Annotated in this window: 24 protein-coding genes; 8 read left to right on the top strand and 16 right to left on the bottom strand. The window is 54.2% G+C overall.

The window, feature by feature from the left end; all coding sequences use genetic code 11:
- The first annotated feature begins 530 nt into the window (after positions 1-530).
- A complete protein-coding gene (locus PO881_RS05720) occupies positions 531-1,814 on the top strand; it encodes a citrate synthase (protein ID WP_008107361.1) in 1,284 nt (427 codons plus the stop codon).
- Between the two features lie 36 nt (positions 1,815-1,850).
- Here the strand turns inward: PO881_RS05720 and nei are convergent, their stop codons facing one another.
- From nei to PO881_RS05665, 11 genes are all read right to left on the bottom strand, one after another.
- The gene (nei, locus tag PO881_RS05715) at positions 1,851-2,639 is read right to left on the bottom strand and encodes an endonuclease VIII (RefSeq protein ID WP_280172582.1); all 789 of its coding nucleotides are present in this window, start codon (positions 2,637-2,639) and stop codon (positions 1,851-1,853) included.
- Between the two features lie 11 nt (positions 2,640-2,650).
- Positions 2,651-3,298, bottom strand: a complete 648-nt coding sequence (pcp, locus tag PO881_RS05710; protein WP_101763220.1) for a pyroglutamyl-peptidase I — start codon at positions 3,296-3,298, stop codon at positions 2,651-2,653.
- Positions 3,299-3,305: 7 nt separating this feature from the next.
- Entirely contained in the window at positions 3,306-4,322 is a 1,017-nt protein-coding gene (locus PO881_RS05705; protein ID WP_101763221.1) for a DUF979 domain-containing protein, read from the bottom strand.
- A complete protein-coding gene (locus tag PO881_RS05700; RefSeq protein WP_110865738.1) occupies positions 4,322-5,050 on the bottom strand; it encodes a DUF969 domain-containing protein in 729 nt (242 codons plus the stop codon). The genes PO881_RS05705 and PO881_RS05700 overlap by 1 nt, the downstream gene beginning before the upstream one ends.
- A gap of 59 nt (positions 5,051-5,109) precedes the next feature.
- On the bottom strand, positions 5,110-5,847 hold the full coding sequence (pxpA, locus tag PO881_RS05695; RefSeq protein ID WP_101763223.1) for a 5-oxoprolinase subunit PxpA: 738 nt from the start codon (positions 5,845-5,847) through the stop codon (positions 5,110-5,112).
- Positions 5,837-6,769: a 5-oxoprolinase subunit PxpC gene (gene pxpC / locus PO881_RS05690; RefSeq protein ID WP_280172581.1), complete on the bottom strand. Its 933-nt coding sequence runs from the start codon at positions 6,767-6,769 to the stop codon at positions 5,837-5,839. The genes pxpA and pxpC overlap by 11 nt, the downstream gene beginning before the upstream one ends.
- Entirely contained in the window at positions 6,763-7,419 is a 657-nt protein-coding gene (gene pxpB, locus PO881_RS05685; protein ID WP_280172580.1) for a 5-oxoprolinase subunit PxpB, read from the bottom strand. Before pxpB ends, pxpC begins: the two co-directional genes overlap by 7 nt.
- Before the next feature lie 174 nt (positions 7,420-7,593).
- Positions 7,594-8,337: a type 2 GTP cyclohydrolase I gene (locus tag PO881_RS05680; RefSeq protein WP_280172579.1), complete on the bottom strand. Its 744-nt coding sequence runs from the start codon at positions 8,335-8,337 to the stop codon at positions 7,594-7,596.
- An 18-nt stretch (positions 8,338-8,355) separates the two neighbouring features.
- Positions 8,356-9,783 carry a deoxyribodipyrimidine photo-lyase gene (gene phrB / locus PO881_RS05675; protein WP_280172578.1) on the bottom strand — a complete coding sequence of 476 codons (1,428 nt, stop codon included), beginning with the start codon at positions 9,781-9,783 and terminating at the stop codon, positions 8,356-8,358.
- A gap of 12 nt (positions 9,784-9,795) precedes the next feature.
- The gene (locus tag PO881_RS05670) at positions 9,796-10,752 is read right to left on the bottom strand and encodes a 2-thiouracil desulfurase family protein (RefSeq protein ID WP_101763228.1); all 957 of its coding nucleotides are present in this window, start codon (positions 10,750-10,752) and stop codon (positions 9,796-9,798) included.
- A 152-nt stretch (positions 10,753-10,904) separates the two neighbouring features.
- On the bottom strand, positions 10,905-11,105 hold the full coding sequence (locus PO881_RS05665) for a YbfA family protein (protein WP_280172577.1): 201 nt from the start codon (positions 11,103-11,105) through the stop codon (positions 10,905-10,907).
- 246 nt (positions 11,106-11,351) lie between these two features.
- On the opposite strand from PO881_RS05665, the gene kdpE reads away from it, so the two are divergent.
- Positions 11,352-12,026, top strand: coding sequence for a two-component system response regulator KdpE (kdpE, locus tag PO881_RS05660; protein WP_101763229.1), 675 nt, complete (start codon positions 11,352-11,354; stop codon positions 12,024-12,026).
- A 39-nt stretch (positions 12,027-12,065) separates the two neighbouring features.
- On the opposite strand, the gene pgm is transcribed toward kdpE, so the two are convergent.
- Both pgm and seqA read right to left on the bottom strand, forming a co-directional pair.
- Positions 12,066-13,706: a phosphoglucomutase (alpha-D-glucose-1,6-bisphosphate-dependent) gene (gene pgm, locus PO881_RS05655; RefSeq protein WP_137385374.1), complete on the bottom strand. Its 1,641-nt coding sequence runs from the start codon at positions 13,704-13,706 to the stop codon at positions 12,066-12,068.
- A gap of 24 nt (positions 13,707-13,730) precedes the next feature.
- Entirely contained in the window at positions 13,731-14,270 is a 540-nt protein-coding gene (gene seqA / locus PO881_RS05650) for a replication initiation negative regulator SeqA (protein WP_101763231.1), read from the bottom strand.
- A gap of 248 nt (positions 14,271-14,518) precedes the next feature.
- Here seqA and ybfF point away from each other — a divergent pair, with 248 nt between their 5' ends.
- The 4 genes from ybfF to fur all read left to right on the top strand — a co-directional run bounded on the left by ybfF (position 14,519) and on the right by fur (position 17,198).
- Positions 14,519-15,283, top strand: coding sequence for an esterase (gene ybfF, locus PO881_RS05645; RefSeq protein ID WP_280172576.1), 765 nt, complete (start codon positions 14,519-14,521; stop codon positions 15,281-15,283).
- A 167-nt stretch (positions 15,284-15,450) separates the two neighbouring features.
- On the top strand, positions 15,451-15,726 hold the full coding sequence (gene ybfE / locus PO881_RS05640) for a LexA regulated protein (RefSeq protein WP_007890670.1): 276 nt from the start codon (positions 15,451-15,453) through the stop codon (positions 15,724-15,726).
- 137 nt (positions 15,727-15,863) lie between these two features.
- Entirely contained in the window at positions 15,864-16,394 is a 531-nt protein-coding gene (gene fldA / locus PO881_RS05635; protein WP_110865727.1) for a flavodoxin FldA, read from the top strand.
- Positions 16,395-16,748: 354 nt separating this feature from the next.
- Positions 16,749-17,198 carry a ferric iron uptake transcriptional regulator gene (gene fur / locus PO881_RS05630; protein ID WP_007890672.1) on the top strand — a complete coding sequence of 150 codons (450 nt, stop codon included), beginning with the start codon at positions 16,749-16,751 and terminating at the stop codon, positions 17,196-17,198.
- A 61-nt stretch (positions 17,199-17,259) separates the two neighbouring features.
- Here the strand turns inward: fur and PO881_RS05625 are convergent, their stop codons facing one another.
- The 3 genes from PO881_RS05625 to nagE form a co-directional block, all read right to left on the bottom strand.
- Entirely contained in the window at positions 17,260-17,655 is a 396-nt protein-coding gene (locus tag PO881_RS05625) for a hypothetical protein (RefSeq protein WP_101763235.1), read from the bottom strand.
- Between the two features lie 236 nt (positions 17,656-17,891).
- Positions 17,892-19,559: a glutamine--tRNA ligase gene (gene glnS, locus PO881_RS05620; RefSeq protein WP_280172574.1), complete on the bottom strand. Its 1,668-nt coding sequence runs from the start codon at positions 19,557-19,559 to the stop codon at positions 17,892-17,894.
- A gap of 152 nt (positions 19,560-19,711) precedes the next feature.
- Entirely contained in the window at positions 19,712-21,739 is a 2,028-nt protein-coding gene (gene nagE / locus PO881_RS05615; RefSeq protein WP_192414251.1) for an N-acetylglucosamine-specific PTS transporter subunit IIBC, read from the bottom strand.
- A gap of 341 nt (positions 21,740-22,080) precedes the next feature.
- On the opposite strand from nagE, the gene nagB reads away from it, so the two are divergent.
- Positions 22,081-22,881, top strand: coding sequence for a glucosamine-6-phosphate deaminase (nagB, locus tag PO881_RS05610; RefSeq protein WP_101763237.1), 801 nt, complete (start codon positions 22,081-22,083; stop codon positions 22,879-22,881).
- 61 nt (positions 22,882-22,942) lie between these two features.
- A complete protein-coding gene (gene nagA / locus PO881_RS05605) occupies positions 22,943-24,091 on the top strand; it encodes an N-acetylglucosamine-6-phosphate deacetylase (RefSeq protein ID WP_137385371.1) in 1,149 nt (382 codons plus the stop codon).
- The last annotated feature ends 4 nt before the right edge of the window (positions 24,092-24,095 follow it).

Here is a 24,095-nt window from a genome sequence, read left to right as displayed (position 1 = left end):
AGCGGGTAAAACGCTGGGTGGCTCCTGGTGTCAGGGTGTTCCGGAGACCTGGCCGCAGTATAGGAGGATCACATTCTGATTACAATTCCCCTACAATCTCTTTGGTCACATTTAGGCTGAACAGTGATCACCTTCACGATTTTCACAATTTATACATTTTTAATTATCTGATTTGACAAAGAATCAACATTTCAGTTACAAACAATCGCATTAAAGTCCTATGATGCACAAAAGTTATGGGGATACACTTTCCCCTAAGCTCAAGTTATGTAACATTGCCAATACAAGTAACACAAAGCATCAGGTTATTGGTTACCAAGAAGTTATGTCGTGACAGGAACTTTAACATCCTCGATGTGCAGCATGTCATGCCCCGACGCCACCGAATGGCCCAGTTCAGCATTTACTCTGTAACCCTGCACGACCAACGTTACCGCAGAGTGATGCTGTGAAGATTGTGGTTTTACGTAACAACATGGCTATTCTGGTGTCTAAGATCCTTACCTTAAAGGCGCTATGGAGACGAAATAATGACAGATAAAAAAGTGACGCTAACCCTACAAGATAATACTTCTGTTGAACTGGACGTGATGCAAGGCACGCTGGGACAAGATGTAGTTGATGTCCGCGCCCTTGGCTCACAAGGCCTGTTCACCTTCGATCCCGGCTTCACCTCTACGGCGTCCTGCGAATCTAAAATCACCTTTATTGATGGTGACGAAGGTATTCTGTTACACCGCGGTTTCCCGATTGATCAGCTGGCAACCCACTCTAACTATCTTGAAGTGTGTTACATCCTGTTAAATGGCGAAGCCCCGACCCAAGCCCAGTTTGAAGAGTTCCGCACCACCGTTACCCGCCACACCATGATTCACGAGCAAATCACCCGACTGTTCCACGGCTTCCGCCGCGATTCGCATCCAATGGCAGTAATGTGTGGTGTGACCGGTGCGCTGGCAGCGTTTTATCATGACTCTTTAGACGTCAACATTGAGCGTCACCGTGAAATCGCTGCGTTCCGCCTGCTGTCGAAAATGCCGACCATGGCAGCGATGTGCTACAAGTACTCGATTGGCCAGCCGTTTGTCTATCCGCGCAACGACCTCTCTTATGCCGGTAACTTCCTGCACATGATGTTCGCCACGCCGTGCGAAGAGTACAAAGTGAATCCAGTGCTGGAACGCGCGATGGACCGTATTCTGATTCTGCACGCCGACCATGAGCAGAACGCGTCTACCTCTACCGTGCGTACCGCAGGCTCTTCAGGCGCGAACCCGTTTGCCTGTATCGCCGCCGGTATCGCTTCTCTGTGGGGACCAGCACACGGCGGTGCCAACGAAGCGACACTGCGCATGCTGGAAGAGATCAGCACCGTTGATCACATCCCTGAGTTTGTTAAACGAGCGAAAGATAAGAACGATTCGTTCCGTCTGATGGGCTTCGGCCACCGCGTGTACAAAAACTACGATCCACGTGCCACCGTGATGCGCGATACCTGTCACGAAGTGCTGAACGAACTGGGCATGAAAGATGATCTGCTGGAAGTGGCGATGGAGCTGGAACACATCGCGCTGAACGACCCGTACTTCATCGAGCGTAAACTCTATCCAAACGTCGATTTCTATTCAGGCATCATCCTGAAAGCAATGGGCATTCCGTCTTCCATGTTTACCGTTATCTTCGCCATGGCGCGCACCGTGGGCTGGATTGCACACTGGAAAGAGATGCACGACGAAGGCATGAAAATCGCCCGTCCGCGTCAGCTTTATACCGGTTACACCGAGCGCCCATTCACCTCGGCGCTGGATAAATAAGAGAAAGGCGGCCATCTGGCCGCCTTTTTTATAGCGCTACAACTGGCATCCCGGGCACCAGTAAAACGGCCGCGATGACAGCACGCCCTTCTCAATCACCGCGCCGCACCGCCGGCACTTTTTCCCCTGCCGATGAAACACCTCGAAGCGTAACGCTGCTTCTTCATGATACTTCTTCATGCTGCCACGCATCTCGTATGACAAACGCGGCACCGCCAGCATCGCCTCACTTAACGCCGTCAGCTGCTGTTCGCTGAGGTCCTGCGCCCGATGCGACGCCAGCAATCCGGCATGCCACAAAATCTCCACGCGCAGATAATTGCCGAGGCCGGCTAAAAAGGCCTGATCAAGCAGCAAGCCGCTGAACTGGCGACGACGAAAGCGCGGCGACAGCAAACGCTCGCGCACCTCTTCCACCGTTAAGCTGGCATCCAGCACATCCGGGCCCACGCGCTGCAAAAACGGATGCGCAGCTAAAGTATCGGCGTTGAGCAGCTCAATATCCGAGGCGCTATACAGCAAAATGGTTTTATCCGCCGTCGCGAGTCGTACGCGCAGCTGGCGCGTGGTATTCGGTTGCGTACCGGTTGGCACCACGCGCCACACGCCGTACAGCTGATTGTGGCTGTAGAGCGTCAAACCATTGGAGAAGTGGGTGAGCAGCGCTTTACCGCGCGTTTCGAAGGCGTTGATGGTGGCATCCATCAGCGCCGGTTCGTAGGTTTTCAGCTGTGGAAAGGCAAACCACACATCGGTAAGGGGTTTGCCGACCATTGCCTCTGCCAGCTGATCCGCCGCGCGGCGGATCTCCGGTCCCTCAGGCATAACAACTCCTTTTAATGCGTAGCGCCACCGACGACGCGGATATCATTTTCGGTACTCAGGATCACCTGCAGCGAGGTTTCCAGCGCCTGAATCACGCTTGCAGTCGCCATGCTGGCCACGCCGGGATGGTGCACCGCTTGTTCCGGCATATACGGGATATGAACAAAACCGCCGCGCGCCTTGCTGTTGGTGGTGTGGATCCAGTGCAGCAGGCTGTACATCACGTGGTTACAGGTGAAGGTGCCGGCGGTTTGCGATACCGAGGCCGGCACACCCACTTCACGCAGCGCGGCAACCATCGCTTTGATCGGCAGCGTGGAGAAATAAGCCGCCGGGCCATCCGCCTCGATGGGCTGATCGATCGGTTGCTGCTGGTTGTTATCCGGTATGCGCGCGTCATCCACGTTGATCGCAACGCGTTCAACGGTAATATCGGCGCGGCCGCCGGCTTGCCCGACGCACAACACGCGGTCGGGTTGAATCTCCTCTAGCGCGCGCGTCAGCACTTCACCGCAGGTAGCAAACACCACCGGCAGCTGGCGTACCACAATGCGCGCACCGGCGATCTCTTTGCCGTCGAAGGTGCGCACCGCTTCCCACGAAGGATTGATGTTTTCGCCACCAAAAGGCTCAAACGCCGTCATTAACACCGTTTTCATTGCAACCTCACAAGAACATCAGGAAGTAGAGCAGGAAAATATTCACTACCAACAGTAGCACACCGGTTGGCACCTGAGCCTTGATCACCGCGTTGCGGTCCGGCAGCTCCAGCAGGCGCGCCGGCACAATGTTGAAGTTGGCCGCCATCGGCGTCATCAGCGTGCCGCAATAGCCGGAGAACATCCCAATCGCCGCCATTACCGCTGGATTGCCGCCGTGCTGCAGTACCAGAATCGGAATACCAATGCCGGCGGTCACAATCGGGAAGGCAGCAAACGCATTGCCCATCACCATGGTCAGCAATGCCATGCCACCCGCATATACCGCGACGGCAATCAGGCGATTATCTACCGCCAGATACTGTTCGGTGAGATGCGAAATTGCCGTGCCGACACCGGCGCTGGTGAACAGCAGACCAAGCGTGGCCAGAATCTGCGGCAGAATAAACGCCCAACCGACCGCATCCAGCAGGCGACGGGTTTCCTGCATCGACTGCAGCGGCTTTTCATGGGTGATTTTCAATGCAATCAGCCAGCCCAGCAGGCAGCCAATCATCATGGAGAACAGCGTCACCAGCGTGGCGTGATTGCCGGGACCAAACACCGTGTCCTGCAAACCGGGAATATGGTTAAACGCCAGCACGCCAATCACCGTCACCAGTGGAATCGCCAGCGCTGGCAGGAACAGTTTGTTGTGCAGACGTTTAGCACTTTCCTGTTTCTGCTCATCGCTGCGCTGATGATAACGCCCCAGACGCACGCCGCCGAAACCGGCAATCAGTGCCATCAACACCACGGCCACACCCACGCCGATATGCAACCCGCGGCGGCCCAGTTCCGCATCGCCCGCCCATTGTCCCATCAGCTGATAAGCACCGTCGCCAATCAGAAAAATCAGGCCATACAGTGCCCAGAACAGACCGGTGGTAAAACGGCGCGGGTTAGCGCTGTCACGCCATGAAAGCACGGCAACCACCAGCAGGATTACCCCTGCCAGCCACATCAAATATTGTTGCTGGAACATCACTTCGCTCCTTTGGCGTTCAGCGCCTGCTGGTTTAACGCGCCCAATTCACGCGACAGCTGGCGATCGAGACGCACCAGACGAGCTGAATGAATGAGGAAAGCACAGAGCGCGGTAGGAATGCCCCACAGCGCGATATGCAGCGGTTCGGTGCTGATACCGGCAGATTCCTGCATAAAGTTATGCATGAAGATAATCGCGCCAAAGGCAACGAAGATATCCTCGCCGAAGAACAGGCCGATGTTATCAGTCGCCGCAGACATGGCGCGCAGACGATGGCGCACCTCTGGCGGGACATCACCGTAGCGGTTTTCTGTGGCACCTTCGGCCATCGGCGCCAGCAGCGGACGCACCATCTGCGGATGCCCGCCCAGGCTGGTTAAGCCCAGCGCGGCGGTGGCTTCACGCACAAACAGGTAGACGATCAGCAAGCGGCCGGCGGTGGCGGTTTTGATCTGCGCGATCCAGCTTTGCGCCCGCTCTTTCAGGCCATGACGCTCCAGCAAACCGATAACAGCCAGCGGCAGCAGCAGAATCAGCGGCAGGTTACGCGTATTGAGGAAGCCAGAGCCGAGCTTTTCCAGAATGTCTGCCAGTGGCAGATGCGCCGCCAGCCCGGTGACGAAGCCCGCCACAATCACCACCAGCACCGGGTTAAAGCGCAGCACAAAACCCAGAATGATGGCGGCAATGCCCAGCAGCGGCCAGAGGTTTACTACGTTATCCATGTTGTTCCCTTATGTGAAAAGACAAAGCCCGGCGTGATGCCGGGCAATGAGTAAAAACGTTATGCGCTGGTGACCGCAATCTGACTGGTCGCAAATGCCGCGCGCAGCGTGCGGGCGAACTGCAGCGCATGTGCGCCATCACCGTGTAAACAGACGGTTTCGGCGTTAACCTTGACCCATTCTCCGCTGATGCTCTGCACCTGACGCTGCTGCACCATCGCCAGCGTTTGCGCCAGCGCCTGTTCGGCATCTTCAATCATCGCTTGCGGCTGGCTGCGTGGCACTAACGCCCCGCTCGCCAGATAGCCGCGATCGGCAAACACCTCTTCGCGGGTGCGCAGACCATGATGCGCCGCCGCCGCAATCGACGCGCTGCCCGCCAATCCGACCAGAATCAATCCGCTATCCACGGCTTTTACCGCGCGCGCGATGGCATCCGCCAGTTGCGGATCGCCCGCCGCCTGGTTGTACAGCATGCCGTGCGGCTTGACGTGTACCAGCCGTTCGCCTTCGCTCTCGGCAATGCTTTTCAGCGCACCAATCTGGTAGATCATCTGCGCATACACCGTTTCCGGCGGCAGCTGCATAGCGGTACGGCCAAAGTTTTCCCGATCGGGGAAACTCGGATGCGCGCCAATCGCCACGCCAGACGCTTTCGCCCAGCGCACCGATTGCAGCATGGTTTGCGCATCACCAGCGTGGAAGCCGCAGGCGATATTGGCTGAACTCACCAGCGTCAGCAGCTCCCGATCGCTGGCGCTGCCTTCGCCAAGATCGGCGTTAAGATCAATCTTCATGGGCCAATCCCCAGGCTATTTGGTCGAAGGAACGCTGTTGATGCTGTTTGGCGTGTATCGCGTCTTCCAGCGTGCAGTGGATAAAGTGAATCGGTTCGCCGAGACGAATTTGCGCCAGATGATAGAGATCGGCTTCGATGATGCAGGCAATGCGCGGATAGCCGCCGGTAGTTTGTGCATCCGCCATCAACACAATCGGTTGACCATTGGGCGGCACCTGTACCACGCCAGGCACTAAACCGTGCGACAGCAAATCGCGCGTCGCATCGCGATGCAGTTGACGTCCCTGCAGGCGATAACCCATGCGATTACTTTGCGGACTGAGCTTCCACGGGCTGCGCCAGAAACCCTGCTGGGCCTCACGCGAGAACTCGTTATATTCCGGGCCCGCTAAGGCGCGGATGCGGTTGCCCCACAGCAGTTGACGCACGCCGGCTTTATCTTTGAAGTCGCGCGTCGGTTTACCCAACGGCAGCTCGTCGCCATCCTGCAGTTTACGTCCCTGCCAGCCGCCAAACGCTGCCTTGAGATCGGTACTGACCGAACCGAGCATGTCCGGCACGGCAAAACCACCGTTGACCGCCAGATAACTGCGCATGCCGCGCGTTGGCGTTGCCAGCGTCAGCACCTGCCCTTTTTTCACCGGCAGACGCCAGCCGGTCCAGACCGGTTTGCCGTCCAGATCGGCATTGCAGCCTGCGCCCGTCAATGCAAACCAGCCATCGCGCGTAAACTGCGTTTTAAATTGTCCCAGCACGATTTCCAGCACCGCGCTCTGCTCGGGGTTACCCACCAGCATATTGGCGGTGCGCATTGCCGGTTGATCGAGCGCGCCGCCCACGCTGATGCCATATTGGCGGAAGCCGGCGCGGCCGTGGTCTTGCAGCGAGGTCATCATGCCCGCGCGGAGAATTTTCAACATACGCCCTCCTGCTGCGGCACAAAGCGCACGCTATCACCGGGACGTAACAGTGTCGGTGGATGCTGAAGCGGGTCGAACAGGCTGAGCGGCGTATGACCAATAAGTTGCCAGCCGCCGGGCGCGGCTAAGGGATAGATGCCGGTTTGGCTGCCGCCGATGCCCACCGAGCCGCTCGGCACCAGCACGCGCGGTTCAGCGCGGCGTGGCGTGTGTAAACGCTCATCCAGGCCACCGAGATAAGGGAAACCAGGCTGGAAGCCGATGAAATAGACCACGTAATCGATGCTGCTGTGCAGTTCTACCGCTTGCCTGGGCGTCATGTTGGCGCGATCCGCCACCTCCTGCAGATCCGGCCCGCCTGCGCCGCCGTACACAACTGGAATCTCGACGCAGCGCGATTCCGGCAGCTGCGCTTCGCTCTCTTCCCACCAACGCTGCAAACGCTCAATCGCGTCCAATGCATTGCGTTGCGGATCGCGCAGCAGCAACGTCAGGTTGTTCATGCCAGGAATCACTTCCTCAACCTGCTCGTTTTGCTGCAGTCGCTGACACAATCCCCAGATGCGCTGCTGGCTGGTCAACAAAACCGGTGGCTCCAGTTCCAGCACCACCGCGCGCTCACCTAGCAGATAACAACGTGCTCGTTGCAAAAACAACCTCCTGGTAAAAGTCTTACATGTCGCAGAACGAATGTTGCAGGATCGCCATTCATAGCGACCGAACTTCTCGTTTATGCGTAAAGGCCATAAGTTATGCGAAAGTGACAGAGATGTGTCAACAGATTTGCGCCCTTAACGCAGGTTAAGGGCGTGAGAGGGAAAAAATCAGGCAGGATTGTCGATGTCGATAAAGGTCACATTAAGGCCATGATGGGCTGCTAACCATTCGCCCAGCGCCTTGATGCCGCCGCGTTCGGTCGCGTGGTGTCCGGCGGCATAGAAGTGCAAACCTTGTTCGCGCGCGCTGTGGATGGTTTGCTCGGAGACTTCGCCGGTAATAAAGGCATCGACGCCAAAGGCTGCCGCGCTATCGATAAAGCCCTGACCGCCGCCGCTGCACCAGGCAACGCGCTTGATCAATGCCGGCGCGTTATCGCCACAGTGCAGCGGTGTACGACCTAAACGTTGGGCAATTTTTTCCGCCAGCGCCGCGCCACTCAGTGGTTGTGCCAGCTCGCCCCACGGCACCAGCGGCTGAATCTCGCCTTTCACTGCAATATCAAACAGACGCGCCAGCTGCGCGTTATTACCCAACTCGGGATGCGCATCCAGCGGCAGGTGCCAGCCATACAAATTGATATCATTGGCCAGCAGCGTGCGCAGACGCTGGCGCTTCATGCCTTTAATCACCGGCGCTTCGCTTTTCCAGAAATAACCGTGATGCACCAGCACCGCGTCGACGTTGCGCTTCACCGCCTCATTCAGCAGCGCCTGACACGCGGTTACGCCAGTGATGATGGTTTTCACCTCGGCGCGCCCTTCCACCTGCAAACCGTTCGGCGCGTAGTCGCTGAAGGCGCTGTTATTCAGCTGCTGGTTAACAATCTGTTCTAACTCGACATTATTCATTACGGCTCCCTGACCGCCTTAAGCCGCGCTGCGAGCGCGCTCAAAGGCGTCTAGTGTCTTTTTACGTGCGTCCTTATGTTCCACGATTGGCGCGGGATAATCGAGTTTCTTGTTATTTTTCTGCGCCCACACTTGCGGCTGATGGATATCGCTGTCGGGCACGTCGCTGAGTTCCGGCAGCCACTGACGAATAAACTCGCCCTGTTTATCGAATCGCTCGCCCTGCGTGGTGGGATTGAAGATACGAAAATAGGGCGCGGCATCGGTGCCAGTTGACGCGGCCCACTGCCAGCCGCCATTGTTAGCGGCCAGATCGCCATCGATCAGCTGCTGCATGAAATAACGCTCACCTTCACGCCAGTCGATCAGCAGATCCTTCACCAGGAAACTGGCGGTAATCATGCGCAAGCGATTATGCATCCAGCCGAGCGTGTTGAGCTGGCGCATCGCCGCATCAACAATCGGATAACCGGTTTTGCCCTGTTGCCAGGCTGTGAGATGTGCGTCGTTTCGCTGCCAATCCACGTTGCGCGTCCAGTCGACAAACGGCTGATGCTTACACAGCGCCGGAAACGCCACCATCAGATGACGATAGAATTCGCGCCAGATCAGTTCGTTCAGCCAGGTAAAGGCCTTACCCTCGTTGAGCGCATCGGGATGCTCTTTGAGCACGCGATGAAGACATTGGCGCGGCGACAGCACGCCAGTGGTCAAATAAACCGATAGGCGGCTGGTGCCGTCAATGGCCGGTAAATCACGCTGATCCGGATAATGCTGCACCGCCTGTTTAGCGAAGTGGCGCAGCTGTTTTAACGCCGCCTCTTCTCCCGCCGGGAACAGACTTTCATCAAAGGCTTCACAAGGATAATCAAAAGCGGGAATCTTCTTTTCGATACTAATGGGCGCACCATCACGCGCTTTCGGTGCCTGATGGCACTCCGGTAAGCCCTGATGTAAACGACGAACAAAGGCTTTGCTGAACGGCGTGAACACTTTGAACATGGTGTTGCTGCCGGTTTGCACGCTGCCCGGCGGCAACAGCAAGCTGTCATCGAATCCCTGACATATTACGCCCTGCGCATCCAGACGTTTCTCCGCCTGCGCATCGCGTTCACGCTCGTTAATTTCGTACTGGTAGTTGTAGAACAGCGCATCAACCCGTTGCTGCTGGCAAAATTTCGCCAGATATTCAATCGAAGCGGCAAAGTCATCGCACTGATGGAAATGCAGAGGAATGCCGCGTTCAGCCAGTGACTTCTGCAACAAGCTGAGATTTTGCTGGATGAACGCCGCCTGCTTTGGCGCCATATGGTGTTGCTGCCACTGCTGTGGTGTAGCGATAAACAGCGCAATCACTTTGGCCTGGCTATCGCGGCAGGCAGCGGCCAGCGCCATGTTGTCATTGATGCGCAGATCGTTGCGCAGCCAAACCAAATGGGTGGTCATAAAGCCCCGAAATTATTGGCCGTAGCGCAAACGCAGCGCTTCCGGATAAGGATCAAAATAGCGCTGCTGTGCCAGCCACGGATGCGGGTATTCCGCCATGTAATGTTTCAGCATGGTGATCGGAGCTAACAGCGGCTGTACGCCCTGACGATAACGATCAATCAGTTGCGCCAGCTCCTGACGCTGCGGCGAACTCAACTGCGGACGGAAGTAGCCTTGTACATGCATCAGCACGTTAGTGTGATTGCGTCGTGATGCCTGATGTGACATCAGGTGCATCAGACGACTGCGGTACTCAAAGGCGTAATCCTCCAGCGAATCCCACTGGTCCATCGCCGCGACAAAGCGGCCCATCTCGCGGTATTCGTCCTGCGCATGAGATAGCAGCAGCAATTTGTAGCGACTATGGAAGGCCATCAGCTTGTGGCGCGATAATCCGCTGCGCCACATTTCGTTGAATTCGTGCAGCGCATAGACGCGGCCGATAAAGTTTTCGCGGATAGCGTCATCATGCAGACGACCATCCTCTTCCAGCGGCAGCCACGGCATCTCTTTCTGTAAAAATGCGGTAAACATGCCGGTGCCCGCTTTACGATTGTTGTTGGTTTCAGGCTCGTAAACGCGGACACGTTCCAGCCCACAGCTAGGGGATTTGGCACAGAGGATGTAGCCGCACAGATGATGTAGCGACTTCACGCGCTCGGCGGACCAGCGCTGCATCTTTTCCGTCACCTCTTCGCCGCCATCTTTGCTGAAACAGAGATGGATGTTTTCATCGCTCTCTTTTACCAGGCGCAAAGCCGGACGCGGCGTCGGTAGGCCAATCGCCATTTCGGGACATACAGGTTCAAAGCGCACAAATGGCACGAGTTCGTCCGTGGCGAAAGCAAAACGTTTATGGCCACCATCAAATCGGACGTTATCCCCGAGCAGGCAGGCGCTGATACCAACAGGAATTTTCTCGCTCATACTTGTACAACCTCATAAATCTTGTAGAGGTTTTAAGTGTAGCTGAAATGCGCGGAGATAACAGCGGGAACGCGCGGTGGGCGTGAAAATTATCGATAAAAAAACCCGGCGCTTCACGTGAAGTCGCCGGGTTAATACTGCGCTAGAATCGCTTACCAGTGAATGCCGGCAGCCGCTTCAGACTGCGCCAGCCAGACGGGTTTCGTGCTGGTTTTGCACCACATACGATGCAGGTAACTGTACAAACGTGCGCGATCTGAGCGGAATAACATCACTGGCAGCGCCAGCAAACCGATTGCTACCACCAGCAAGCGGCGCAGTACGATTTTATACAGTGGATATGCGCGATCCATCTTTGGCCCCCTTGTGGTAAACATTGCGTTGAAATGTGATCTGGTTCAGATATTACCCGTTATTGTGTAATTTTACTACTCATCCGACCACTATATTTGCGCTTTTTTTCAGCAATTTGTGTGGTGGTGAAAGTTAGTTACAAGATTGTGAATTAAACGTTCCATTCAAGTTAAAAACTTCGTGACGGACGCCGGGCCGCTTTATTGCTAAAGTGATGCGTTAACTTTTTTGCCGCTGGAGGCAGCGTGACGACCATCTTGATAGTGGAAGATGAAAAAGAGATTCGCCGTTTCGTGCGCCTTGCGCTGGAGAGCGAAGGCCTGAAGATTGTGGAAGCGGAGCAACTGCAGCGCGGCCTGATTGAAGCGGCGACGCGTAAGCCGGATCTGGTGATCCTCGATCTCGGCTTGCCGGATGGTGATGGCAATGACTTTATCCGTGAAGTACGTCAATGGAGCAGCATGCCGGTGATTGTGCTGTCGGCACGGAGCGATGAGCAGGATAAGATTGATGCGCTGGACGCGGGTGCGGATGATTATCTCACTAAGCCGTTTGGCATAGGTGAACTGCTGGCGCGTGTGCGCGTGGCGCTGCGTCGCCATCAAAGCAACCAGCCAGAACCGATTGTGAAATTTGGTGAAGTGAGCGTCGATTTGGCGGCGCGCCGTGTACTGCGCAACCAACAGGAAGTGCATCTGACACCGACTGAATTCCGTCTGCTGAGTTTGCTGGTGAACAACGCCGGAAAAGTGCTGACCCAGCGTCAATTACTGAATCAGGTTTGGGGGCCCAATGCGGTGGAGCACAGTCATTATTTGCGCATCTATATGGGGCACTTGCGGCAGAAGCTGGAAGCGAATCCCACGCAGCCCAGCCATTTGCTGACCGAAACCGGCATCGGCTATCGATTTATGCCATAAAAAAAGGCCGCTAAGCGGCCTTTTTTCTTCACTGCCCAATCAGGCGTTTTTCAGTACTTCGCTAACAATCTCAACCGCTTCTTTCTCGATTTGCTGACGATGTTCAGCACCAAGGAAGCTTTCGCAGTAGATTTTGTACGCGTCTTCTGTACCTGATGGACGCGCGGCGAACCAGCCGTTTTCCGTCATCACTTTCAGACCGCCGATTGACGCACCGTTACCCGGCGCGGCAGTCAGGCGTGCGGTGATCGGATCACCCGCCAGCGTATCTGCGCTCACCATTTCGGGTGACAGCTTAGACAGCGCGGCTTTCTGTGCAGAAGTCGCCGGAGCCTGCAGACGGTTATAGCTTGGCGCACCAAAGCGCTCGGCCAGCTCGTCATAGTGCTGCTGCGGATTCTTGCCAGTTACCGCCGTGATTTCAGCAGCCAGCAGGCACAGAATGATGCCGTCTTTATCGGTTGACCAGGCTGAGCCATCGAAACGCAGGAAGGATGCGCCCGCGCTCTCTTCACCGCCGAAACCGAAGCTGCCATCGAACAGACCATCAACGAACCATTTGAAACCAACCGGCACTTCCACCAGCTTACGTCCAATGTCGTTGACCACGCGGTCGATCATCGCGCTGGAAACCAGGGTTTTCCCTACAGCAACGTCTTTGCCCCACTGCGGGCGATGCTGGAACAGGTAGTTGATCGCCACCGCCAGATAGTGGTTCGGATTCATCAGACCCGCAGGCGTGACGATGCCGTGACGGTCATAATCAGGATCGTTACCAAAGGCCAGATCGAATTTGTCTTTGTACGCCAGCAAACCGGCCATCGCGCACTCGGATGAGCAGTCCATACGCACCACGCCATCTTTATCCAGATGCATGAAGCGGAAAGTCTGATCGATCGCATCGTTCACGATGGTCAGATCCAGTTTGTAGTGCTCAGCAATGCGCTGCCAGTAAGCAATGCCGGAACCGCCTAACGGATCGACGCCAATTTTCAGGCCGGCTTTCTGGATGGCGGCGAAGTCAATCACCTGCGCCAGACCTTCAACGTATGGCTGGATCAGATCCTGCTCAACGATGTGGCCGCTCGCCCATGCCTGATCCAGCGGCAGACGTTTCACGTCTTTCAGCTCGCCTTTGATCAGCTGGTTAGCGCGATCTTCCACCACTTTGGTAACGTTGGTATCAGCCGGGCCACCGTTTGGCGGATTGTATTTGATACCACCATCTTCCGGTGGATTATGCGAAGGCGTGATAACGATGCCGTCCGCCTGCGCGCCGCCGCGTTTGTTGTGCTCAAGAATCGCGTTCGAGATTGCAGGCGTTGGCGTGTAGCCATTGTCCTGCTGAACAATTACGTCCACGCCGTTAGCGGCCAGCACTTCCAGCACCGACAGAATCGCTGGCTCAGACAGTGCATGCGTGTCTTTACCGACGTAGCACGGACCGGTGATGCCATTCTTTTTACGCTCTTCAGCAATCGCCTGCGCGATCGCCAAAATGTGCTGTTCATTGAAGCTTTGGCGTCCCGCGCTACCGCGGTGGCCTGAAGTGCCAAATTTCACCGCATGATCCGGATTCGCCACATCGGGCTTCAGGACGTAATACTGCGAGGTTAATTGTGCAACGTTAATCAAATCGCTCTGCTGGGCAGGCTGCCCGGCACGGGGGTGATTGGCCATTGGCGCTTCTCCCTGACGCTTCAGTTAAATGGTGCCGCGAACTTTCTCTGTCAGTTCCTGTGGGAACTGCATAGCCAGCATGATGTGTTCCACCATGCTGCATTTGCGACCTGTATTGGTGTTCGTGATCACCCAGTACGGTGTGCCGGGAACGTGCTTCGGCTTGGTATGGGTGCCATTTTGCAGCAGCGTGTGCTCGTCGCCCGCAAAGTAGACGCGGGTACGGCCCTGCAGCGAGGCAGTAGCTTCAGCAAACGCAGCCGGATCAAGACGATAGAGCGTTGACAATACCAACATGAAGCGGTTAACCGCCTTATTCTGCTCGGCATATTCATCGGAAAGCAGCAGCTCACGTACCGCACGGACGCGATCCTGAGGACGCGCTTCACGGCTGGCAGGTTGCGCTTCTTTGATTGATGCACCAGCGGCGGGCGCAGCGGGTGCGCTCTGTCCGGCGGTGAACTTCAACATGCGGCGCAAAATATCTGAGGCGCTTTCACCAATGTGCTGCGTGTGGCTGGCAATATAACGGTAGAGTTCTTCGTCAACTTCAATCGTTTTCATCTTTTTCCGTACGATTCTGGCAAATGACAGAACCACGCATTATTGCAACGGCCTTAGCAAAATCCAGTCGTGCAAAACGTGAGCGGGTTCTAACATAAGGATTATAAAGTTAAATCCGTGGCAGCCGATAGCGTTGGCAACGTTTACGGGCAAAAGTCGGAATATGCCCTAATGCCCACCGGCCTGACTGCTGGACAGGTGAATCCATGATAACCTAAGCCAAGGTCACAACCGTAAGAACTTTAGCCATGATTTTGAACGCCCGTCTGCAAACTGAACAATCTGCCCCCGATGCCACGCCGATTCTGTTGATCCATGGTCTTTTTGGCAGCCTTGATAACCTTGGCGTGCTGGCGCGTGGGGTGCGTGATGCACGTCCGACGCTGCAAGTTGACGTGCGCAATCACGGCTTGTCGGCGCGTAGCGATGAGATGAATTATCACGTGATGGCGCAGGACATTGTCGAAACGCTGGATGCGCACCATATCGATCGCGCGGGTGTAATCGGACACTCGATGGGCGGCAAAATCGCCATGGCACTCAGTGCCATCGCGCCGGAGCGTATTGATAAAATGGTAATGATCGATATCGCGCCCGTTGATTACCAAACGCGCCGCCATGACGAAATTTTTGCCGCTATTCGGGCCGTGAGCGCCGCGGGCGTCACGCGCCGCAGCGAAGCCGCTGAAGTAATGCGTCAGCATATTGATGAAGAAGGCGTGATCCAGTTCATCCTCAAATCTTTCGCAGAGGGCGAATGGCGCTTTAATGTGCCGGTGCTGTGGGATAACTACAGCACCATTTCCGGCTGGGAAGAGATTCCTGCGTGGCCGCATCCGGCGCTGTTTATCCGCGGCGGCGACTCGCCTTATCTGGATAATCAGCATCGCGATGCGCTGCTGCGTCAGTTCCCGCAGGCACATGCACATGTGATCAGCGGTGCTGGACACTGGGTGCACGCCGAGAAACCCGATGCGGTGTTACGCGCCGTTCGGCGTTTTTTTAACCTGTAAAAGCAAAAGCTTGCCGCTTGCGCTTTAGGGTTGGCGTCAGGGAAGGCGCTGGAGTATGATGTCGCGCTAAAAATTTGCCACGGATATTTTTTCGCCGTGGTCGGGCCGATAATGTTTTAATCGCGCAGCGCCTTTCCGCCGTTCGCGCCCACTCAGTTTTACAAACCATGGCAAAAGAACAGACAGACCGCACTACGCTTGATCTCTTCGCAGACGAGCGGCGTCCTGGTCGCCCGAAAACCAGCCCGCTGACGCGTGATGAACAGTTACGCATCAACAAACGCAATCAGCTCAAGCGCGATAAAGTGCGTGGGCTGCGTCGTGTTGAGCTAAAGATGTCGAGCGAGGCGGTTGACGCGCTCAGCACGCTGGCCGATCAGCAAAACATCAGTCGCAGCGAATTGATTGAACAAATGCTGCTGGCACAGCTCAAACTGTCGTAACGCGCGAAGACCGCACGCTGGAACACAAAGTCACGGCTTTATACGTTCCGCACTTTTTACCGGTCTGCTATTATTCGCATAACTGTGCAGTCAACTGACTTACTTTCACAATCAGGATTTAAGAGGTTACCTAACCCATGGCAATCGTAGGCATTTTCTTCGGCAGCGATACCGGCAACACTGAAAACATTGCAAAGATGATCCAGAAACAACTGGGTAAAGATGTCGCCGAAGTGCATGACATTGCTAAGAGCACCAAAGAAGATCTCGAAGCGTTCGACATCCTGCTGCTGGGTATCCCAACCTGGTATTACGGCGAAGCGCAGTGTGACTGGGATGATTTCTTCCCGACGCTGGAAGAGATTGATTTCAATGGCAAGCTGGTAGCGCTGTTTGGTTGTGGCGATCAGGAAGATTACGCCGAGTACTTCTGTGATGCGATGGGTACTATCCGTGACATCATTGAGCCGAATGGTGCGGTGATCGTCGGTCACTGGCCAACCGAAGGCTATCATTTTGAAGCCTCTAAAGGCCTGGCCGATGACAAAAACTTCCTTGGTTTGGCCATTGACGAAGACCGTCAGCCGGAATTGACCAACGAACGTGTTGAGAAGTGGGTGAAGCAGATCTTTGATGAGCTGCAGCTGAAAGAGATTATTGAAGCTTAATTCCCTGCTCTGCCCGATGTGCGCACTGCCTCACATCGGGTAACGGAATTTCCTATAAAAATAATAGCTACGGTTTTTTAACTTTTCCCCGCAAATCTGTAGAATACCCGCAATGGTCATCCGCTTATTCCTCTGGCAGTAGAATGAGGCTGAGTGAAATGGAATCCAAAACCCAAGCGTCTTGAAGACGTTAGTGACGATATCCTTACAACCTTTGGTGATTAAGGACGTTGCCTTGGTTTTCATTTCACTGCTTGAGTTCTATAATGAGACGCAAATGAGAATGCGCGTTGACCTAAACATTCAAGGCCCCTGCGCCGCAAGTGACTAGCAAAGTAACAGGACAATATCCGCATGACTGACAACAACTCCGCATTGAAGAAGGCTGGCCTGAAAGTCACGCTACCCAGACTGAAAATTCTGGAAGTGCTTCAGGGACCCGGCCCAGAGTCCCATCACGTCAGTGCGGAAGATTTGTATAAGCGCCTGATTGATATGGGCGAAGAGATTGGTCTGGCAACGGTGTATCGCGTTCTTAACCAGTTTGACGACGCGGGCATCGTAACCCGTCACAACTTTGAAGGCGGCAAATCTGTCTTCGAACTGACTCAGCAGCATCACCACGATCACTTGATCTGCCTGGATTGTGGCAAAGTTATCGAATTCAGCGATGAATCAATCGAAACGCGTCAGCGTGAAATTGCCACTCGCCACGGCATTAAGCTCAGCAACCACAGCCTGTACCTGTACGGTCATTGTGCTCTGGGAGACTGCCGCGAAGACGATACGCTCCACGATAAGTAATTGAGTGTGCTATGCAGTATAAAAAAAACCGGCGCTTGAGCCGGTTTTTTTATGCCTGTAATCAGGCGACAAGCGTTTCCTGCAGGTAGCGCCAGCGCGGAATGGCGGTGCTGCAATCCAATACCGCCAGTGAAATGCGACTCTGATTGATGCCGTTCATCATCTGTAATTCACGATACTGAATCGTCACTTCCTCGCTTTGCTGCGAGATGATGGCGTGCTCACTGGTGGCAATGCGCATGCCTTCACGCTGCCCCTGCAACTGGCGAAACAGCACTTCCATTTCATTGAGGTCCAATCGTTTGCCTTGCGGCGTGACCATTTTGAACTCGGGATGAAAGTGCGATAAAAAAAGATCAATGCTGTCGTCACTGCCTTCCGCCTGATTGAAAATACGTTCAATAAGCTGATGTAAAACCACCACGCTATGCCTGGCTTCCTGGGCGAGAGTTGTCATTTTTTTTCCTTAGATAAGCCGCAGAGCACCGTCTGAGAGCGCATAGCCTACCTGAAAAAAAGTTTTTCACACTGCCAAATGGGTTAATTTTTCTAAAGTCAGAATAGTCGCAAATAGGGAATTAATGGCTCGTTGAGGGCGTGCAGCATAAAAGGTCGTATCTGGCCAAATAGAGATAATAAAAAAGGGCGATTGCTCGCCCTTTCATGATCTTATCGTGCTCGCGACTAAAAATATTAATCGCCGATTTTTGCCCAAGTGTCACGCAAACCCACGGTGCGGTTAAACACCAGCCTGGAGGGCTGTGAATAGACGCTATCAGCACAGAAATAGCCTTCGCGTTCGAACTGGTACGGTGCCATCGGATCGGCTGCACGTAAGCCAGGCTCAACGAAGCCCTGTTTGATTTCCAGTGAGTTCGGGTTGATGGTGGTGAGGAAATCCTCAGCCGCGCCCGGATTTGGCACACTGAACAGACGATCGTACAGGCGGAATTCCGCTGGCAGCGCGTGGATTGCAGAAACCCAATGGATAACGCCTTTCACTTTACGGCCATCGGCCGGATCTTTGCTCAGCGTATCAACGTCGCAAGTACAATAGATGCAGGTAATATTGCCTTCAGCATCCTTCGCCACACGTTCGGCACGGATCACGTAAGCATTACGCAGACGCACTTCTTTACCCAGCACCAGACGTTTGTACTGCTTGTTGGCTTCTTCACGGAAGTCAGCGCGATCGATCCACACTTCACGGCTGAATGGCACTTCACGCGTGCCCATCTCCGGTTTGTTTGGATGATTCGGCATAGTGATGATCTCATCGTGACCTGCAGGCAGGTTCTCGATCACCACTTTCAACGGATCCATTACCGCCATCGCACGCGGTGCGTTTTCATTGAGATCGTCACGAATGCACGATTCCAGTGAAGCCATCTCCACGATATTGTCCTGTTTGGTCACACCAATACGGCGGCAGAACTCACGGATAGAAGCGGCGCTATAACCACGACGACGCAGACCCGAAACGGTCAGCATGCGCGGATCGTCCCAGCCTTCTACCACCTTCTCGCTTACCAGCTGAGTCAGTTTACGCTTTGACATCACCGCGTATTCCAGATTCAGGCGTGAGAACTCGTACTGCCGCGGATGAACCGGAATGGTGATGTTATCCAGCACCCAATCATACAGACGACGGTTATCCTGGAACTCCAACGTGCAGAGAGAGTGCGTAATGCCTTCGATCGCATCCGAAATGCAATGAGTGAAGTCGTACATCGGGTAGATGCACCACTTGCTGCCGGTCTGATGGTGATCGGCAAATTTAATGCGGTACAGCACCGGATCGCGCATCACGATAAAGCTGGACGCCATGTCGATTTTGGCACGCAGACAGGCTTTGCCCTCTTCGAAACCGCCATCGCGCATCTTCTGGAACATCGCCAGGTTTTCTTCCACGCTGCGATCGCGGTATGGGCTGTTTTTACCCGGCGCCGTCAGTGAACCGCGATACTCACGGATCTCATCCGCCGACAGTTCATCAACGTAAGCCAGACCTTTGTTGATCAGCTCAACCGCATAGTTGAACAGTTGGTCGAAGTAGTCTGAGGAGTAACGAATGTTGCCGCTCCACTCAAAGCCCAGCCATTGCACGTCACGCTTAATGGATTCGACAAACTCCAGATCTTCTTTAACTGGGTTAGTGTCGTCGAAACGCAGATTGCACTGACCTTGGTAGTCTTGCGCGATACCAAAGTTCAGGCAGATAGATTTCGCATGGCCAATATGCAGATAACCATTGGGCTCAGGCGGGAAACGGGTATGCACACTGTTGTGCTTACCGCTCGCCAAATCTTCGTCGATGATCTGACGAATAAAGTTCGTTGGGCGGGCTTCAGCCTCACTCATCTCAAAATCCTCAAAAACTATAACGGGTGATTTGTACCACGAAGTAACGGAGTATGATCCACAAAGCGCAGGAGGGAAACAACCGTTTGTTGGTCGTTTTAAAACAAAAAAGGCAGGAATCGCTTCCTGCCTTCTGGCTCAATCACAAGGACTTAGCCTTTAACCTCGTACAGCGGGGTTTGGCCTGCAACCACTGAACCGGTTGCCAGTAAATTCAGACCAGCGAAATCATCGCTATTGCTGACCACAACCGGACTGATCATCGAGCGGGCGTTGGCATTGAGGAAGTCCAGATCCATTTCCAGGATTGGCTGACCTGCAGTGACCGTTGCGCCCTCTTCAACCAGACGCGTGAAGCCTTTACCTTCCAGCGCTACTGTATCCAGCCCCATATGTACCACGATCTCGACGCCGTTTTCCGCCTCAAGGCAGAACGCATGGTTGGTATTGAAGATCTTCACCACGGTTCCGGCGGTTGGCGCAACCACGGTTTTGCCGGTTGGCTTGATGGCCAGACCATCACCGACTGCCTTGCTGGCGAATGCTTCGTCAGGCACATTTTCCAGCGCAACGATGTCACCGGTTACTGGCGCCAGCAGCGTAGCAATCACGGCTTTTTCGCTGTTCAGCACCGCCTGCGGTTTTACAGCAGCAGCAGGAGCAGCCGTTGACGCCGCGGCAGATGCCGCAACTGGACCTTTGCTCAGTACGGTTTTCATTGCTGTTGCAATGCTTTCCGCCTGCGTACCGACAATAACCTGTACGCTCTGCTTGTTCAGACGAATCACACCTGAAGCACCGAGACGTTTAGCGACACCTTCATTAACCTGCGCGGAATCTTTAACGTTCAGACGTAGACGTGTGATACAGGCATCGATGTTGGTCAGGTTTTCTGAGCCACCTACCGCCGCAATATAACGACGCGCCAGAGATTCAGTTTGGCTTTCACCGTTGCCGCTGTTATCGACATTGACGTCATAACCATCGGTTTCATCGCCCGCAGAGAGTTCGCGGCCCGGCGTCATCAGGTTGAATTTCTGGATGGTGAAGCGGAATACCACGTAGTAGATAACGAAGAACACCAGACCTTGTGGGATCAGCATCCACCAGTGCACCGCCAGCGGGTTGCGCGTTGACAGCACCATATCCACCAGACCCGCACTGAAGCCGAAACCGGCAATCCACTGCATGCTCGCGGCGATGAAAACTGAAAGACCGGTCAGTGCCGCGTGAATCACATACAGCACCGGCGCCACGAACATGAAGGAGAATTCCAGCGGTTCAGTGATACCCGTAAAGAAGGCGGCAAAGGCCGCCGCCAGCATAATGCCGCCGACTTTAGCGCGGTTTTCCGGGCGTGCGCAGTGGTAAATTGCCAGCGCTGCACCTGGAAGACCAAACATCATGATTGGGAAGAAGCCCGCCTGATAACGACCGGTGATGCCTGGGATACCTGTACCTTCAGCGATAGACTGTGCGCCGCCAAGGAATTTAGGAATATCGTTGATACCGGCAACATCGAACCAGAATACCGAGTTCAATGCGTGGTGTAAGCCAACAGGAATCAGCAGACGGTTAAAGAAGGCGTAGATGCCCGCACCGACGGAACCCAGCTTCTGAATATGCTCACCAAAACTTACCAGTCCACCGAAAATGATCGGCCAGATATACATCAGAATGAACGCAACCAGGATCATCAGGAACGATACAAGGATCGGCACCAGACGGCGACCGCTAAAGAAGGATAACGCTTTTGGCAGTTCAACATGACTAAAGCGGTTATAGACTTCAGCAGAAAGAATCCCGACAAGAATGCCAACAAACTGGTTATTAATTTTACCGAAGGCAGCGGGAACTTGCTCCACCGGCATCTTCTGAATCATTGCCACCGCTGCCGGAGAACAGAGTGTGGTCACAACAAGAAAGCCGACAAAACCGGTTAACGCTGCAGCGCCGTCTTTATCTTTTGACATACCGTATGCCACACCAATGGCAAACAGCACTGGCATATTGTCGATGATTGCCGAACCCGATTTGATCAACAGTGCTGCCAGCGCATTGCCTGCGCCCCAGCTATCTGGATCGATCCAGTATCCAACGCCCATCAAGATTGCCGCTGCCGGCAAAGTCGCTACCGGCACCATAAGCGCGCGGCCGACCTTTTGCAGATATCCTAGAATACTCACCTTATTCTCCCCCTATGAGACTGGCGTTATGCCGTGGCGCAGGTTGATTTTATTATCCCGTCGCCCGGTACCTTGATGACACTTTTCACCACGAGGCGCAGTGTAAAGATAAATTAATTCGCCTCGCAAATTAAAACCACTACAACTGTGACTTTAATCACCAAAATGGTGGTTTGATAATGCGAAATGCTAGCCAGCACCACAAACTTATTTTATGATAAAAAATATCGAGTCGCACTTATCCCTGGTGGCTACGCTTAAACGCATTACGCTTAAGGGCAAAACTGTCAGAGAAACGGCAACTCCACATTTCCAATCTTAATTGAGGTGAAGACATGAGACTGATCCCTTTGGCCACACCGACCCAAGTGGGTAAATGGGCTGCACGCCACATTGTTAACCGCATTAATGCGTTCAATCCTAGCGCAGAACGTCCCTTCGTGCTGGGTCTGCCAACCGGTGGAACACCGCTGGAAGCTTACAAGCACCTGATCGATATGCACAAAGCGGGCCAGGTTAGTTTCAAGCACGTCGTCACCTTCAACATGGATGAGTACGTTGGCCTGCCAAAAGAGCATCCGGAAAGTTACCACAGTTTCATGTACCGTAACTTTTTCGATCATGTTGATATTCAACAGCAAAATATCAATCTTCTGAATGGTAATGCCGAAGATATTGACGCAGAATGTCGCCAATACGAAGAGAAGATCCGCGCTTACGGCAAAATTAACCTGTTTATGGGCGGCGTGGGCAACGATGGTCACATCGCCTTTAACGAACCGGCTTCTTCCCTCTCCTCACGTACCCGCATCAAAACCCTGACGCACGATACGCGTATTGCAAATTCACGCTTCTTTAATGGTGATGTGGATCAGGTGCCGAAATACGCCCTGACGGTCGGTGTCGGTACGCTGCTGGATGCTGAAGAAGTGATGATTCTGGTTACCGGCCACTTGAAAGCGCAAGCGCTGCAGGCTGCGGTTGAAGGTAACGTCAACCATATGTGGACCATCAGCTGCCTGCAGCTACATGCCAAATCTGTCGTGGTATGTGACGAGCCAGCCACCATGGAACTGAAAGTGAAAACCGTGAAATATTTCCGCGAAATGGAAGCGGAAAATATGAAAGGTGTGTGAAAACACGTTGTAACAAAACCTGCTGCTTTCAGGCAGCAGGCTTAGCCGGGAGAGAGAAACGATGTACGCATTAGTGAACGGCCGGATTTTTACTGGTCATGAAATTCTGGACAATCATGCAGTTGTGATTGCAGATGGCCTGATTGAGCGCGTGTGTCCGCGTGATGCCCTGGACGCGGCAATTGCACAGCAGGATGTGGCTGGTGCGTTTATCGCTCCTGGTTTTATTGATTTGCAGCTTAACGGCTGCGGCGGCGTGCAGTTCAATGATGACATCAATGCGTTAAGCGTTGAGACGCTGGAGATCATGCAGCGCGCCAACGAGAAATCAGGCTGCACCAGCTATTTGCCAACACTGATTACCAGCACCGATGCGCTGATGAGACGCGCAGTCGAAACCATGCGCGCTTACCTGGCGAAGCATCAGAATCAGGCAATCGGCCTGCATCTGGAAGGTCCGTGGCTGAATAAAGCTAAAAAAGGTACACACAATCCTGAATTGATTCGCCTGCCAGATGCCGAGCTGGTGGATTTCCTCTGCGCCAATGCCGACGTCATCACTAAAGTCACACTGGCACCTGAAAATGCAGGCAGCGAGGTGATTCGTCAGCTGCGTGATGCCGGTATCATCGTGTCAGCGGGTCACTCCAACGCGACCTATGAAGAAGCAAAAATTGGCTTCAGCGCGGGCGTCAGCTTTGCTACGCATCTCTACAATGCCATGCCAACCTTCGCTGGACGTGAGCCAGGTCTGATCGGTGCGCTGTTTGATTCGCCTGATGTATACTGCGGCATCATTGCGGATGGTTTACATGTCCATTACGCTAATGTGCGCAATGCAAAACGCATTAAAGGCGACAAACTGGTGTTAGTGACGGATGCCACAGCACCGGCGGGCGCATCGATTGATCAATTTATTTTTGCAGGCAAAACAATATACTATCGCGATGGCCTGTGCGTTGACGAGAACGGTACGCTCAGCGGTTCTGCCTTGACCATGATTGAAGCGGTGCAGAACAGCGTTGAACATTGCGGTATCGCTCTCGATGAAGCGCTGCGTATGGCGACGCTCTATCCAGCGCAGGCGATGGGTGTGGAGAAGCAGTTAGGCACGGTCGAAGCAGGAAAAGTCGCCAACCTGACTGTCTTTACCCGCGATTATCAAATCACTAAGACGTTCGTCAACGGAGACAACGTCCTCAGCGAGTAAGCAT

It is taken from the genome of Pantoea sp. SS70 (assembly GCF_029866845.1).
Classification (GTDB): Bacteria; Pseudomonadota; Gammaproteobacteria; order Enterobacterales; family Enterobacteriaceae; genus Pantoea; species Pantoea leporis.
The sequence above is the reverse complement of the archived record's forward strand: the minus strand, read 5'-3'. Positions and strand labels throughout refer to the sequence as shown.

Bases quoted from the DNA above. Each gene is read 5' to 3' on its own strand.
- PO881_RS05720 (WP_008107361.1), top strand. From the start codon at position 531: ATGACAGATAAAAAAGTGACGCTAACCCTACAAGATAATACTTCTGTT.
- nei (WP_280172582.1), bottom strand. From the start codon at position 2,639: ATGCCTGAGGGACCGGAGATCCGCCGCGCGGCGGATCAGCTGGCAGAG.
- pcp (WP_101763220.1), bottom strand. From the start codon at position 3,298: ATGAAAACGGTGTTAATGACGGCGTTTGAGCCTTTTGGTGGCGAAAAC.
- PO881_RS05705 (WP_101763221.1), bottom strand. From the start codon at position 4,322: ATGTTCCAGCAACAATATTTGATGTGGCTGGCAGGGGTAATCCTGCTG.
- PO881_RS05700 (WP_110865738.1), bottom strand. From the start codon at position 5,050: ATGGATAACGTAGTAAACCTCTGGCCGCTGCTGGGCATTGCCGCCATC.
- pxpA (WP_101763223.1), bottom strand. From the start codon at position 5,847: ATGAAGATTGATCTTAACGCCGATCTTGGCGAAGGCAGCGCCAGCGAT.
- pxpC (WP_280172581.1), bottom strand. From the start codon at position 6,769: ATGTTGAAAATTCTCCGCGCGGGCATGATGACCTCGCTGCAAGACCAC.
- PO881_RS05680 (WP_280172579.1), bottom strand. From the start codon at position 8,337: ATGAATAATGTCGAGTTAGAACAGATTGTTAACCAGCAGCTGAATAAC.
- phrB (WP_280172578.1), bottom strand. From the start codon at position 9,783: ATGACCACCCATTTGGTTTGGCTGCGCAACGATCTGCGCATCAATGAC.
- PO881_RS05670 (WP_101763228.1), bottom strand. From the start codon at position 10,752: ATGAGCGAGAAAATTCCTGTTGGTATCAGCGCCTGCCTGCTCGGGGAT.
- PO881_RS05665 (WP_280172577.1), bottom strand. From the start codon at position 11,105: ATGGATCGCGCATATCCACTGTATAAAATCGTACTGCGCCGCTTGCTG.
- pgm (WP_137385374.1), bottom strand. From the start codon at position 13,706: ATGGCCAATCACCCCCGTGCCGGGCAGCCTGCCCAGCAGAGCGATTTG.
- seqA (WP_101763231.1), bottom strand. From the start codon at position 14,270: ATGAAAACGATTGAAGTTGACGAAGAACTCTACCGTTATATTGCCAGC.
- ybfF (WP_280172576.1), top strand. From the start codon at position 14,519: ATGATTTTGAACGCCCGTCTGCAAACTGAACAATCTGCCCCCGATGCC.
- ybfE (WP_007890670.1), top strand. From the start codon at position 15,451: ATGGCAAAAGAACAGACAGACCGCACTACGCTTGATCTCTTCGCAGAC.
- fldA (WP_110865727.1), top strand. From the start codon at position 15,864: ATGGCAATCGTAGGCATTTTCTTCGGCAGCGATACCGGCAACACTGAA.
- fur (WP_007890672.1), top strand. From the start codon at position 16,749: ATGACTGACAACAACTCCGCATTGAAGAAGGCTGGCCTGAAAGTCACG.
- PO881_RS05625 (WP_101763235.1), bottom strand. From the start codon at position 17,655: ATGACAACTCTCGCCCAGGAAGCCAGGCATAGCGTGGTGGTTTTACAT.
- glnS (WP_280172574.1), bottom strand. From the start codon at position 19,559: ATGAGTGAGGCTGAAGCCCGCCCAACGAACTTTATTCGTCAGATCATC.
- nagB (WP_101763237.1), top strand. From the start codon at position 22,081: ATGAGACTGATCCCTTTGGCCACACCGACCCAAGTGGGTAAATGGGCT.
- nagA (WP_137385371.1), top strand. From the start codon at position 22,943: ATGTACGCATTAGTGAACGGCCGGATTTTTACTGGTCATGAAATTCTG.